This window comes from Rhizobium favelukesii, from assembly GCF_000577275.2.
Lineage (GTDB): Bacteria > Pseudomonadota > Alphaproteobacteria > Rhizobiales > Rhizobiaceae > Rhizobium > Rhizobium favelukesii.
In genome coordinates, this window is the sequence record NZ_HG916852.1 from 2,014,781 (window position 1) to 2,028,767 (window position 13,987).

Here is a 13,987-nt window from a genome sequence, read left to right on the forward strand (position 1 = left end):
GAAATCGGGAGCGGCCTTCCAGCAGCCCCCGATTTCACCATCGGAATCAGGCGGCTAAAGCCGATTCGAGGTCACTGATTTCTGCCCATTGAATCGCTCCCTCCGGCAATGGCTCATCGTGGTCCACCAGTCCTCTTAATAGCACTGTGATCACTTTCCGACGGCCCTCATCATTCTCCAGGCTCTGCACTGCAGTGTAAGGCTTTTCACCAGTGAGAGCGGTGTCGAAGAATGCGGCCTCAAAGTGGACCCTAGAGGCGACAAGCCGAACGGTCTTTGCATCAAGCTGTTTCTGCACGGCGGCGAGGATGTTGTTGTTTGTCGTCCAGGCAGGATTGACGATTTCCTCCCTCTCACCCGTCTTCTGGTTCTTCCGCATCGTCTTAGGCGTGTCCGTATCATGCAGGATGGAGTAGCTCGCGCCGAACTGGTTCAGGATTTTCGCCAACGAGGCTATCGTGGCCTTGCCGCGTGCCCTGATGACATGAGCTTTCGGAAAGCTTTTGTCCGTTTCCATGATCATCCGGAACGCGGAATATTCGGTGTCCCCCTCCACGAGGATCACCCGTCCGCCAAAGAAGAACTCTGCCACATACGGGTCATATATATTCAGAAGCTTCAGGTTTGCTCGGTCGCTCTTGTCGAGCTGGGCATTCTCGGGACGATAGAGGGTTGTACCCACGATCTCTCCCTTATCCCTCCGCTCGACCCGGACAATCGAGGTGTTGTCGCGAGAAAGGTCGATAAAAACCGGCGAGTGCGTGGTGATCATGACCTGCCAGCCGTCCTTCGATGCCAAGTCGTACAGTACCTTGCAAGCATCTCTGATCGCGCTTGGATGCAGGCAAAGCTCCGGTTCGTCGATCAATAGGACGTTGGCGCGTTTCTGGTCTGGGGCGCTGTCTTTCAGAAGCTTGAGGGTCGCCCAGAGCATTGTCCGCCGAGCACCGCTGCCTTGGGATTCGAGGTCCGACATATGGCCGTCCTTGTGACCCATCGTAAGCTTTCCGCCTTCCGGGAAAAGCTTCAGCGAGGAATCCGAGGCATCCGTTAATTGGATGTATTCGACCGCATGGTCGATGAAGATCGACGAGACAATCTCATTCAACATTTTTTCCGCTTCTTCGATCTTTCCCTTGTTGTGATCGACGGCGAGCTTCTGGAATTCCGTAACATCAGCAAGCAGCTTATCGTAGAGGTTGACGCCGTCCTTGCTTAGCTGCCGTGCTGATCCAATGATCGCCTTGCTAAGCAGATCATGTATCTGCTTAGCCTGTGCTTCCGGTGGGTCAAACGCTCTGACGGGATGAACGGCCGGTCGACGAGCATTTGCAACGTTCGCCCAACCCCAGGGCTTTTTGTCATCCCACGCTTGTTTGTCGACGTTCCAACCGAAACGAGTGCCTTTTCCGGCGGCTGTCCAGACCCATTTTTCTTTAACGTATTTACGGCCACCCTCTGCGGCAGGTTTGCCTTGAAGGTCCCCGATCCAATGCTGTCCTGGATCACCGGCAACTACCTCTGTCACAAGTTCGATCTCCGTCGGCGCATCTGCAGATGACACGCCATTCGGGAAATCTTCCTGCTTGAGTTTGCCGGGAGTCGAACCCTCGCTGACTGCGATCTCGTACGCTCGCAGAATCGAGCTTTTGCCCGAATTGTTCGGACCAACAAGAACAACAATATCGTCAAGGTCCACTTTAACCGGCTCGTTCCCGATACATCTGAAATTCCGCACCGACAGGGACCGTAGTTTCCCTCGCTCGACTTCTTGCGCCTCAGCCATTCACGCCCCCAGTTGATTCCGTGGATTAAAATATCAACTAAAGAGGGTGGTACGCAATGCGCTTCGTGAGCAGCCCATCAAGGTTTCATTGACCATTTTCAACACTTCTGGTGACAACGACATCCACACCCTGAAGTTTATTCGCCGGGCTCTGACATTAGGTTCCCTTTATACCGCATCAGTGACAACGGGCAGAGGATAACCTGGCGTGATTTTTGGATCGCAGTAGTCCGAAGAAGTAGATCGACCTTTCCAACATGGTAAGGTCGAGCACAGTTTGGCTGGGATTTTTTTGGCGGAGGGCGGTCGGTGAAGCACCTTTTCCTTCGCCGTTGAGGATGGATTAGGCAAGGATAGAGCGTGCGGAATTGCCCGTGCACAAGAAGAGCACGTTGTACGTCTTGTCGGTCATTGTGGTGATCCGTGGTTAGCTTGGAGCGCGGTTAAGTTTCATGACGGTTGCGGAAGCTGGGCAGATGCTCGACAGTTGTCGGTGGCGATGACATCGGCAGGAACGTCGGCGCGGTTCACCGCCGCAAAACCAAGTTTCTCGAAGAACGATGCAGCTGATGTTGTTGCGAGGTAGACCGCCGACCCTTCGCCTATGAAAGCCAGCGTCTCTCGCACAAGCAGGGCTCTCAGTTCCCGCCCTCGGTGTTCCGGCAGGACAACGACCGAACGAAGCAGGGCGTCGCCGCCGCACGCTTCAATTCCAGAGTAGCCGATAGCGTCGCCATCCTCGTTGCTCGCGCAAAAAAATGAGCGATCTGTGTAGCCTAAATCCTCAATCGGTAAGCCAGACGCTGCTAGCGCAAGTTTCAAGCCAGGATCGGTTCCGTGTATCCGATCCGTCGACTGAGCGGCATTCGCAGGGGCTTCGACTGGCTTCCCCCGCGAATGTCACGCTGCATTTAGTAAAGATAGACTCACTTCCAGCTCGTTAGCGATTTTACTGCCAGATCGAGCTTGCGAACTAAGTTGCGGACGGGCTCGCAATCAGGATACGCAGAGCCAATCAGTTCCTTGGCTTCAATCAGCCGCTCAATGTGCACTTCGCGACCAGCGACACCACGCTCATCATCGGGGACAGTCACACGCTCCCGGTAGTAGAGTTCGAAAAAGACATCGTTTGGAAGAGCGTCGTGGTCGTACTCCATCTGGACCCAATCGTCGAGTTCTGACCGAACGGACCCAATTCTATTAGCAACGCCAGCTCGATCACGGGTCGCCGTCAGCACATCTTTAAGCAGTTGCCCGACCCGCTGGTGGGTAGCGACGGCCATCTTTGCATTCGGTCGCCGTCCTGAGGCCATCACCATTTTGAAAGGAACGGTATGAGGGGTCGCGCGAGGAGGGCGCTTTTGCTTCAGCTTCAAAACCTTTGCAGTGGCATCGCGTTCCTGCCCGGGTGACCTGAAATACTCGCCATCTGGCACATGAACCTGCTTGCAGTTCTCCGGCACGGTCGCGGCCTGAATGCGGGACATGCCTGAAAGAACAGGACCAATAGGCAGTCCCTTCTTACGATCCGTTGCAAGATAAAGCTCGCTACCACCCTCGGGATAATACATTCCCGGCCAAATTGCTCTGGCGACTTCCCATCCATTCCGGCGGGCCCAATCGGCACGCTCGTCCTGGCGGTCCTTCACTGCGGCGGCGTAGGGCTCATCGACGTAGATGTATCGCCTCGATTCCGGATCGAACCAGCTGCTCCCGTGGTCTCTACCCGGCAGTCCACTTCCACGCCCGTCACTCACGGGCATAGCCTTTGAAGATGGCTGTAGTCCGGTTGCCGCCATGAATTGCAAGACCCGCGCTGCCTTGCACGCCAATGCGACTGCAGATGAGCTGTCGTTAGTCATCTCACAGTAAATAAGGTCTGACGCCGAACGCGTGAAGTATGCCAGTCCTCGTGCGTGCTTGTAGTTTCTGCTCGGAATGATGTCGTCCAGAGCCTTCGACAGCGATACCTCGATGATTTGGTTGCCGCTGACCTTCGTCTTCGGGTCACGCCAGTAGACGCTGATGAACGTCGAAAACCGGAATGTGACAGAAGTGGTGCCATAAGCCAGTAGCGAGCGGCGGGCGTGCTGAAAGTTTGAGAAACCAGCGCGGGACGATGCGCGGTCGAGCCCCACTGAATGAGGAACGCCGTCATGCTTCGAGATATCTCTCGCCAGGCGCTTTATTCCTTCAATGGTGGTAGGTGTGACGTCGTGTACGGACATGTTTTCTCTCCCGGACTCTCGTTTGAAGCGTCACCCGTCAACCACCTCGCGAGCCCGATCAAAAACATGAACGGGTGAACGTGTTATCAAAGGCAGTGCTGTCAACAGCTTCGCAACTGACGGGTGGCGTGCTCCTGCCGGGAACACCAGAAAGATAGTTGGGATTCGAGCAGCTTTCAAGTCTCTCCCGTATGGCGAGCTTCGGCCCTTGCTGTATGAGTTTCCTGGCGATGGAGGATTTCTTGGATTCGCTGAAGAATTTTGTCAGTGACGATTTTGGGAAAGCCATCTTTACGGTGGTGGGGACCTTGCTGGTCACGGGTTTTGGTGTCTGGCTCGGAGCCTTCAAGGAAATTTTCACCGACTGGTGGAAGCGCAGGCGGCAAGCCCGTTATCATGCGATGTTGCTTGCAGTGACGCTGGATCAGCTTGTCGACGACTGTATGACCGCAGCGTTCGACGACGGGATCGCAGATCAAGAGGGTGAACGCGTCAGGACCTCAGCAAATCCGGCTATTGTTTGGCCCGACGCTTTGGATTGGCCGCTCCTCAACACCGAGGTTATGTACCGTTGCCTGCTATTGCCGGGTATGATCAAAAGCGCCATCGAGAGTTTGGCCTTCATTCGAAGAACATTGCCGGTCCGCCGGACTATGAGGAGTATTTCGATGAGCGCCAGCATCGATCTGCCGCTATCGGTTTGTCGGCATTTCATCTGCTTGAGCGGATCAAGGGCAATTACGGCCTAACGTTTGAAAGCCAGCGAAAAGGCGATTTGCGGAAATCATTCGAGCAAAAAATCGAGGAGATCGAACTGTATAGGGAAGAAACACGCGTCTCAAGGCAGCGGCTTCAGGATGAGATCGCTCCGAGAGGTTCTGATGCGCGATATGAAAGGTCTCTTGAGCTGCTTCAGATTGATTGAGCTTTTTTTGATCTAGTCCCGCTGAGTCCGCCGAGGAACTACCAGAAGGCCAGCCCCATATAACAGGTTCGGATGCCATCCTCTTCCTGATTTCCTCGGCACGATCAGATGCTGGTAACAAGGCCATGAGCGTGACCGCAAGCGTCGGGGTGGCCGTTACCAAAGGGCAGAGGACTTCGCGGCGCTGATGAACCGAGCAGACGCTGCTCTCTATCGTGCCAAACGACGCGGTCGAAACAGAGTAACCGCTTAAGTGGAGGCACTTCTGTTTAAAGTCGACGTTTCAATGCATTTCGCTTGGCTCTGGGGCTAAACGGCATGTCGCGATCATTGATCCGAATGCGTGTTCCGCGCTGGCCCATTGTCGAAACAACTAGCGTGAAGCGGTTGAAGCCAAACCATATCTACGGTAGGTATCGTCAACGCACGGTAGTATTGGTTTTAGTATGATCATCGAGAAAATTTCGGTAACGGGCCTTTTTGGTAAAACCGGTGAAACAGTTTATGACCTTAATGCTGACCTTAATGTAATTACAGGTCGGAACGGGTCCGGAAAAACGACAATTCTGAAGCTTGCGTGGTTTATCGTGAGCGGAAACATTATTCACGCTTTGCAAGAAGTATCATTTAGAGTTTGCACGATAAAAACTGACCTATATACTTGCACGGTTCTGCGTACTGGCAAGGCACATTGCAAGGTAACCCTTGAGCGAAACGGCGATGTAACAACCTTTGAAGACGACGTGGGTGACCCGGAGGAGCACCCATTTTTCGAATCAGCAGAAGACAAAGTCCGTCCACACCTAGTTGAAGCAGGAAGCTCAATCTTTTTCCCGACGTTTCGACGCATCGAGGGTGGGTTCTCCTTGCCGTCGGAGAGTCCTTCACGCATCCGAGCGACTGCTTGGGGAACGACGACTTCTGACGTCGATGATGTTTTGTCGTCGCTATCCCGAAAGCTATCGAACAACGAACATATTTTTGTGGCGGCAATATCGACGCAGGACATCGTTGGTCTATTGCTTAGGCGGTACGCTAGGTTTTCTGAGGAGATCAATTCCTATCAGGAGCAGGTAAGCCGCAGTGTTATCGAAAAGATCAAGCACTACGAAAGCTCCCAGGGTTCACAAACCACAGCAGACTCTCTTCTTTCGGAAACGCGCGAAGAAATTGAAAGAATTGAGCAGTTTAGATCAGAGACGATGAGTCCCTTGGACGCTGTGCGTGGCCTAGTAGAGAAGCTGTTTCAGCACTCTGGCATTTCTTTCGGAAAGCGACTGAGTTTCGGAGATGCTGCAGCCGCCGTTAACAGCGACAAGTTGTCAGCTGGGGAAAAGCAGATGCTTAGCTTCATCTGCTACAACGCCTTTTACTCGAATACAGTCGTTTTCATCGATGAACCTGAACTCAGTCTCCACGTTGATTGGCAACGGCAGTTATACCCAATCTTGAAATCTCAGAATTCGCAGAACCAGTTTATCTTCGCGACCCACTCGCCATTCATTTACGGAAAGTACCCGGACAAGGAGATGGTTGTCGGTATGGACCGGGGTGATTAATTTATGTCGGCAGAGAAGGCTGTCCCCACAACCGACGAGCTTTTCGAAGTTCTGAAACGCTCAAGTCTACCCACGGTCCTAGTCGAGGGTAAAAATGACATAATTTTCTATAGAGGTATTGAGGAAGAGCTGAGGGATATCGGTATTGATATGCTACCGGCGGGCAATAAGGACGCTGTCCTTGAGCTGAAGCAAAGGCTTGATGCGCAGAAACTCAGCACGCCTTTTGCATTCGTCGTTGACAACGACTTATGGGTGCATACTGGAATTCCCGACCTTGTGGAGCTGAATGGGCTTATAACCACGGCGGGTTATTCGGTGGAAAATGACCTATTCTCAGACGGTGTTTTACTGAATTTACTCACGCCTGAGGAAAAGGTTCAATTTCACAGCGACGTAACACGCTTCTGTGAGTGGTATGCGTTGTCGATACACCGGCATCTCAACGGAAAAATTGCCTCGTTTAGAACACACCCCGGGAAAGTGCTCGATGACCAGGATTTTTTTGCCAGCAGTGTAGCGCTAGAAACAGGTGAGACTTATCCAACAGGTTTATATGATAAAATATTGATTGAATTCAGCAGCTTGCTGCGTGGCAAATCGCTCTTTGCTATTTTGCACCGGCAGCTGTCGAAGAAGGGCCGTGACGTCAAGTTCAGCGAGAAGCAGCTTATGGCCGTTGGCGCTGCCCAGAAAGGGCAGAATTTTCAGCGAATTGGCGAATTGGTTCGAAAAATTATAGGCCAGAATCTGGATTTGCCGAAACCTGGACAAGGGTAATTTGTTACCGATGCACTCTCCCACTTCAGGAAGAATAGTTTCGGTGAACCTCACGAGCAGACTTTCTGGTTGTGAGAAACTCCAATGTACTCTCCATGGAGAAACTCCTTGTCGCTCGTCCATGGAAAGTCGATCACAGATCAGGCGGCTGCCCGCAATGTGGGGGCAGAACACCGGTTACAGAAAGTGCGATGTCCGCAATAATTCAAATGCGCGAGGAAGTCAGTTCAGTAGATCAAGCCATTGCCTGGCACGACGGTGATCAACGGCCGACCATCGAGACACTCTTGGAAGACTGCCGGTTTCTTCGAGAGCAGCTAGATATGGCCGCTAGATGCATGAGCAGTGGCCTGACCCGTGGGTGGAAGCCCAGTTTGGATCGTGGGCAATAAGGCTGGCCGGTGAAGTTAAAGGCATTGATCCTGAAGCTTGGGAGGGACGGTTTTTGCCTATCGCGAATTCCAAATTCGTCGCAACTCAATAAGCCTCTCGTCATTATTAAGGGTCGTGTCAGCGTGTCCGATCCGGTCAAGCGTGGCGTCGATACCGTATGGCCATAGCTTTGCGTTGTCCGGCAAGACGGCATGCAGTAGCGCAAGGACAAGACCGGGGTGCGAATCCGTTACGTTATTTCCAGTTCTCCTCAAGGCTGGGAGAAACACTTGGCTTGGCCCAACCTTTCCGAGAAGCGGTAAAACAAGTTGTGCGACTTGCACAAAATTTCCTTCACTCGAAAAAGCGAGGTCGCAAAGGCGAGCTGTCACTTTCGGCGATTTCACAACGATCTGGCGTGGCCAAACATTTTCAAGCAGCTCGGTCAGGTTTTCTATCCAAGAGTTTTGATCTTCGGACTGGTCCGGCGGCGAGCGCTCCATATTCCACAAGACACGAACACGGAAATCGTCATCGGACTTAACCAGAACGTCCCGAAGTTCAGAGTCGGAAACCAATCGTTGTTGAATCTCAGGGTTCCTTGTCCGCCAGCCTGAAAGAATAAGGCCGGTTAGCGCCTCCGAGTGACCGCGCTTTTCGAGACTTCCAGACTTTGCCAATTCTAGCATCTGCGGCTTAAGGATGCCGAAGAGCTTGTAACCATGCGCTTGTCCACGCCACAGGAAGCCCGCCCAAAAAGCTTGACGGTCTTCAAATTCAATCGACTCTAGAACACTGAGCAAGTGCTGCTCAGTCCACCGAGGGTCAGCCCAGTAGAGCCAATTCAATTGGTGCGCAAAAATAACTAACGCATGCCTTCGAGGTTCACCAGGAGCGGAAAGCAACCGTTCCGCCATCCTGCTCCAAGTTTTGTCGAGACCCTGCAGGTGCACTATCTGATCGCGCTGAGGAACATCAAAGAGCGCTTCAGCCAAGTCACCGGTCGCTGAATTAATCGATTCCATTGTCCAATCCGGCTGTTCGGATGTTCGAACAATAGAGGATTTGCTCTGCGCCGGAAGCTCACGTACTACAGAGATCAGCCTTTCGAGCACCTTGTAGAAAAGGTCAGAGTGGGATTTCGCGAGAGCCTTTGTAGACTTCTGGAGCCAATCCGCTGCGGATCGGATGAAATTTGCGATCTCCGCTGGTTGATGCTTTAATATTTCACCTGCAATCACCGCAGAGAAACGTGCCGGATCGCTTTCTCTGGCCTTCGCGTTTAGAAACGTCCGCCAAGCCCATTCGGGATAGTCGCCTCTTCGTGCGGCATCTCGCAAAACCGCGAGTGTTCGCACTGGTCGCTGTTCGACAAAGCCACGGAATGGGTCATGTTCGGTGAAATCCACACCACGTCGTTTTGAAAGCTCAAGAGCTTTGGAAAGTACGTTCGCCAGTGGCTCGTCCACTATAGCGGTAGGGTCTGACACTGTTCTGACCGTGCCAACGCGACCCTCCAGCGAGCGTGCCTCTCTCGCTGCATACTCAAGCTTCCAAGCTGGAGCGTCCCGCTGCAATTCAACATTTCGGGCGTCCATATCGGTGGAAAGCTGAAGTCCGTTGAGCTTCATCCAATTGATACGATTAAGGACGGTCCACGCGCGGCGTTCGCGGAATTGCTTTTTTCCTTCCTTCTTTCGACGTGACGGTCCCTTAAGAATACGCCTTTCGATTTCGTTTCTAGTCGCACGGTCGAGGTCGGGCCATCGCGCAGATACGGCCAACAGTAAGTCCCTGGCGTGGAAGCTATCCCAGAAGACGTTGTCTGAGAGGCTTTTCACTACCATCCGAAAGGTCTTTGGACCGATGAGGTCTTTCTTAGCAAGCGCCCACATCCGCAGCCGGGAGAAAACGGTCTCGTCTTCTTCGTTCCAGCTCTCAAACTCCCGTAGAGCAGCCTGCGGGTCAAGTCGAAGCAACCGGTCCATCAGTTTGACGTGGTACAGCATCCACGAGGACAAACCGTGTGTCCGACCATACCGATCACCGTCGTCCTCGCCGTCATTGTGTGGCGAAATGGGACTGAGATGTCCCAGGCCGTAACCTCCAATCTCTTTTTCGAGTTGGACTGCGGTTTCTAGGTTTTTCCCAAGATTGCTCACTATGGGACGAACATAGCTGTCGGGAATGTTTAGATCGGCTGGGACGTCTGGGTACTCCACATCGAGCGAGACAAGTTGGCCGATCTCGACGTCTCCAATTTCAATTGGCGCGACTGGCCCATCGAATGATGCAGTTTCAACTTTGATAAATGGAAGTGCAATGTCCGAAAACTGACGGACCAATGTGCCGTTCCAACCGTTCAATCGGATGTCGTCTCCCAACTGAAAGAAATCGTCTGAGCTTCGCAGTTGTCGCTGCCAACTGTCTAAAAAGAAACGCCACGCTGATCGTAGCGGCTCGCCAAGCTTGTCGTCGCCCTTCTTCTCAAGCCAGAAGCCGATTTGACGGAGAAGTTGAGGGTGAAGATTACCTTGGCGAGTTGCCCACCAGAGAACTGCAGGCTGGTGAGAGACTTTCGCAATCCAAGTCCCAACTTGGTCTAGCCGCGAAGGAAGGCGAGGCACACTTGCTGAGGAGTATCCACGCAAGGAACTAATGTTTTCATCCAGCAGCGCCATCCGATCTGATTTGTTCAGAAGGAAGCCGTCCCAAGCATCCGGCGGGACCTTGCGCTTAGCGTAGTCATCTTCTGGGTCGACCTTCTCCGGGATCACGTCCGAATCCAAGCCGTAGAGGTCGAAGGGGTCGATAAACGGTGTTTCCTCGTCAAACCGCTTCTCGCGTTCGGGAGCAGCGTAGCGTCGATAAGGATCAAGAACCGCGAGCCATGTGGCTGGCGGCGGGGGTGTGGTATCGAAGAGAGCCCGTGCACCCTCAACGCTTCCTACGAGGTGAGCGACTTGACCCCGTTGATATGGCTCAAGGTTCTCCGGCCCGCCTTTCGCCATCTGCACAACAGATTGCACCCAAGCATCCGGATTCGTCGCTCGTTCGGCCCATTTCTCAAGGGTTGACCAAAGGGCAGCATGGCGATTGGCTGGATCATAGGCGATAGCTCGGACACCCTTATGCCTCCATCTCATTGTCGCGTATTCGGCTTCACCGGATTGCAACGCAAACACACCATCCAGACTGCCGTTTGTCTTGTTTAGGGCTTCCAGCAGATATTGCACGGGTGGATCGTCTGCGCCGTAGCCGATGAAAACGACTACATATCGCTCAATGATCTCTCTGATGAAGGTTGTCGCCCACCCATCCGATAGATAAGCGCGTCCAAACTCTGAGCTGGACAGGACAAAGCCATCCTCCTCTGCACCATTGTATTCTGGGGTAGCTTTTCCGTGGAGGTAAACGATGCCGTTCATTTCCTTTGGGCGTGCCGGATTGGGAAGGTGAGGTGGCTGAAATGTCTTGAGACCCGCTCTGCAGCCGTCAAACAGCCGGTCAAAGTTTGTAGTGACGATACGAACCAAGCCCCCCTAGTGGTTGCAAGCTTTACAAGAATTTCGTGTGCGCTTGCGTCGCTGGCCGGTCCAGGGTCGAGGGCATGTGCAACGGCTGCGTAGATGTCATGCTGAGGAAAATCGCGCTCAAGCAGGCCGAAGATGCGGTCGGCAGATACGAGGCCGTCGATCCCTGTGCGCTTGCCTATTTCCCGTGCCTCGCTAAGCACTTTTACGATGGGACTATCCGGCGAAATAGCAAGTTGCGCCATAACCTTTTCCGCAAGGCCGAAAAAGTCGGGAAGCGCAGCGCGTGCAAGCGATACGCCTGCTCCGCAGAAAAAGACTACTCGCCCTTGATCCCGAGCCCAGAGCAGTTCGTCAGGTATCGATGGTCCGATGGGGGTAAATCGCACAGGAATCTCTTTGCAGCTGATGATCGATACATGGCAGACTTCTCGCTCAAGTAGAAGCTGTGGCTGACAAATTGTGGGTGGGAACGTTATGGCTGTTGATTTTGATGCGATCATAGAACGTCAGCTGAAGGATGACTTTCCCGCGAAGCTTCATCGATTTCTTAAGCCTCAGCCGAACCCATCCGCTTTCGAGCGCACATGGAGTTACTATTCATTTGCCTATGAGGTAGCGTTCGAAACGATGGCTCGGGACTACTGTCAGCGCTACCCGGCACAAGAATACCTTCTGATACCAATGACAAATTTGGCTCGGCACAGCATGGAGTTGTCTCTGAAATACGCCCTGACCGAGTGCAGCTTTTTCGCAAATAGGCCGCTGAAGATCGAGGGCCATAGTCTGCTTGTACTCAATGATCGCCTCGACAAGTTCCTCATTGAGGAGGGTTTGATGGAAGGGGGGGATGGCTGGAATGAGCAAACACGTCGTGTGCTAGTTCACATCGACAACGTCGACAAATCGGGCGAAGCGTTTCGCTATCCTGCGGACCTAGCAGGCAATCGCTTCGATCCTCTTCTTATCGACGTGGAAGGCCTTATCGCCGCACATCACCACATTACAACGTTGGCGGATGCCACCGTAACTATGCTCCAAGAGACTGGTGCGTGCCGCTATGATAGCGATTATCGTTGATGCGGCACCGGTCCAAATGCCGTGTGGCCGCAGTCTCAGTATTGGGGTGCTATTTCGAGTGGAGGTAGCGGGTAGACGTGCTGGCCGCTACAAATCGCTTAGCTCAGGGTGCCAGTCTTCTTCGCTGTCCAGGTGGCCAGATAGTCCATCAGCCCTGGCGATAAGCAATCGTACGGTTCGAGACCAACCTCGCGCAGTTTCGTTCAAATGCCGTCCATCTCATCCGGATTCACGCAGATTCGATGACGGACGAGACAAACGCTGCAAAACCTGGAACGCGCCTTCGGATGGAACAGCTTTGCGGTCCTGGCGATGAGGGCCGGAAATCCAGAGTCTCCACAGAACGCGATCTCCGGGCAAGCTCAGGCGACGTGCCAGCTCCGCTTTGTAGTCGGAACCGATCCTGCTGACATTCCGGCGCTCAGAAGGCATCTTGATCGTGAGGGCTTCCAAAACGTCGAGATTGTGTCTCGTAAGTCGGAAGCGTTTCCTGCGACACGCACAGATGTCGACGGATCGTGGGTGAAGGCGGTCACGGTTTCGATAACAAGAACACACGGGAAGGCACCACATATTCTGCCGAACTTAGCTGGCTCCATTCCAAACGATGCCTTTAGCCATGTCCTTGGGGTGCCCACAGTTTGGGTGCCTCACAGCTACGGCGGATGCAATCAGCACGCTCCGAATGAGCATGTACTGGGAACGTTGTCGCGGGATGCGCTGCGAAACATGGCAGGGGTTTTTTGGGACCTCGGGAGATGAGAAACTAGGCTTCCTTCTTCCTTTTCTTATGAGGACCGGATTGTGCTGCGGGGCTCTCTGGAGTGGAAGTGTAGCTTAGTTTCGATTTGCGTATACCTGGGCCGTGAACAATGATCGGGGTCCAGTCGATGCTTGCTTCGACACCCTCAAAATGTGCAAGCATTCTCTCTGGAGATGTGACCGGCTTTGCCGTGTAGAACAAGGCGTAAAACTTGTTCCATTGGGACGGATTCCCAGCGTATCCCTTCATATCAGCAAATACCCCATCGATCTGGCTCCGAAGCTCCTTTTCGTCGAGTGCGTACTTAACCTCAACAAGCGTTTTGAGCGCGGAGCTACCCAAATCGGCTTTGTACTGCTTGATGACATGCGCAATAGGTATCTCGCGCCTCATATCCGGAAACACCAATTTCAGAACGTTGTACAATGCGTTGCGCACTTGGGATTCATTGGTCGGAGTAATGTCCGCGTCGGCGAGAATATAGGGGGTATGGTTGAGTATGCGCTCGAATATTGACAACGCACTAACCTGCGTCACTTGGTTCTGCAGTACCATTGATTGCAGCGCTTCAAAATGCTGCTCAATGTAGATCAATGGCTTGCTGTACAGAACGTCCTGGTCTTCGCTCCAATGTATGACCGTCGCGAGGTTCTTGAAGGACTTGAAACCCTGTAGGTAGGTTTCCCGGTACATCGGTATTTTCGATTCTTCGATGAGTAACAATATTCTGAGGTGTGCTTGGAACAGAGTGTGCGCAAGGTATTTTTTCTGATCTCCAAATTCCTCAGTTTCCTGATGATCGTCGTTTCTATCCCTGTACCACTTGTTCGTTGTCTCACACACGCGAAGTTGCTGGCGGCATGCGTTGATCGCTGAATCAGCATTTATCCAAATCGTCGGTTGCTTTTCTTCCGAGACCATTCGATTCCCCCCAAACTGAAAAGTTGAATTAATGAGCCTC

10 protein-coding genes and 2 pseudogenes are annotated in these 13,987 nt (G+C 53.0%); 4 read left to right on the top strand and 8 right to left on the bottom strand.

Annotated elements, in window-relative coordinates; genetic code table 11:
- Positions 1-46: 46 nt before the first annotated feature.
- From LPU83_RS48625 to LPU83_RS74085, 4 genes and pseudogenes are all read right to left on the bottom strand, one after another.
- Positions 47-1,786, bottom strand: a complete 1,740-nt coding sequence (locus LPU83_RS48625) for an ATP-dependent nuclease (protein WP_024314088.1) — start codon at positions 1,784-1,786, stop codon at positions 47-49.
- A gap of 346 nt (positions 1,787-2,132) precedes the next feature.
- Positions 2,133-2,198 (bottom strand): annotated as a pseudogene (locus LPU83_RS74080) (arsenate reductase ArsC); the annotation flags it as partial.
- A gap of 38 nt (positions 2,199-2,236) precedes the next feature.
- On the bottom strand, positions 2,237-2,608 hold the full coding sequence (locus LPU83_RS48635; RefSeq protein ID WP_231052168.1) for a GNAT family N-acetyltransferase: 372 nt from the start codon (positions 2,606-2,608) through the stop codon (positions 2,237-2,239).
- A 104-nt stretch (positions 2,609-2,712) separates the two neighbouring features.
- Positions 2,713-4,014 (bottom strand): DUF5623 domain-containing protein, encoded by a 1,302-nt coding sequence (locus LPU83_RS74085; protein WP_024314089.1) that lies wholly within the window; start codon positions 4,012-4,014, stop codon positions 2,713-2,715.
- 242 nt (positions 4,015-4,256) lie between these two features.
- On the opposite strand from LPU83_RS74085, the gene LPU83_RS48645 reads away from it, so the two are divergent.
- The 3 genes from LPU83_RS48645 (at position 4,257) to LPU83_RS48655 (ending at position 7,278) form a co-directional block, all read left to right on the top strand.
- Positions 4,257-4,763: a hypothetical protein gene (locus LPU83_RS48645; protein WP_141652547.1), complete on the top strand. Its 507-nt coding sequence runs from the start codon at positions 4,257-4,259 to the stop codon at positions 4,761-4,763.
- A 622-nt stretch (positions 4,764-5,385) separates the two neighbouring features.
- Positions 5,386-6,498 carry an AAA family ATPase gene (locus LPU83_RS48650; protein ID WP_024314091.1) on the top strand — a complete coding sequence of 371 codons (1,113 nt, stop codon included), beginning with the start codon at positions 5,386-5,388 and terminating at the stop codon, positions 6,496-6,498.
- Between the two features lie 3 nt (positions 6,499-6,501).
- The gene (locus LPU83_RS48655; RefSeq protein WP_024314092.1) at positions 6,502-7,278 is read left to right on the top strand and encodes a DUF4435 domain-containing protein; all 777 of its coding nucleotides are present in this window, start codon (positions 6,502-6,504) and stop codon (positions 7,276-7,278) included.
- 449 nt (positions 7,279-7,727) lie between these two features.
- On the opposite strand, the gene LPU83_RS48660 is transcribed toward LPU83_RS48655, so the two are convergent.
- Entirely contained in the window at positions 7,728-11,186 is a 3,459-nt protein-coding gene (locus LPU83_RS48660) for an SIR2 family protein (RefSeq protein ID WP_082321199.1), read from the bottom strand.
- On the bottom strand, positions 11,075-11,428 hold the full coding sequence (locus tag LPU83_RS72800; protein WP_162392071.1) for a hypothetical protein: 354 nt from the start codon (positions 11,426-11,428) through the stop codon (positions 11,075-11,077). The genes LPU83_RS48660 and LPU83_RS72800 overlap by 112 nt, the downstream gene beginning before the upstream one ends.
- Positions 11,429-11,660: 232 nt before the next feature.
- Here LPU83_RS72800 and LPU83_RS48665 point away from each other — a divergent pair, with 232 nt between their 5' ends.
- Entirely contained in the window at positions 11,661-12,263 is a 603-nt protein-coding gene (locus LPU83_RS48665; RefSeq protein WP_024314095.1) for a hypothetical protein, read from the top strand.
- A gap of 98 nt (positions 12,264-12,361) precedes the next feature.
- Here the strand turns inward: LPU83_RS48665 and LPU83_RS74095 are convergent.
- Positions 12,362-12,537 (bottom strand): annotated as a pseudogene (locus LPU83_RS74095) (S-(hydroxymethyl)glutathione synthase); the annotation flags it as partial.
- A 492-nt stretch (positions 12,538-13,029) separates the two neighbouring features.
- A complete protein-coding gene (locus LPU83_RS48670) occupies positions 13,030-13,947 on the bottom strand; it encodes a PD-(D/E)XK nuclease domain-containing protein (RefSeq protein WP_024314097.1) in 918 nt (305 codons plus the stop codon).
- Positions 13,948-13,987: the final 40 nt, after the last annotated feature.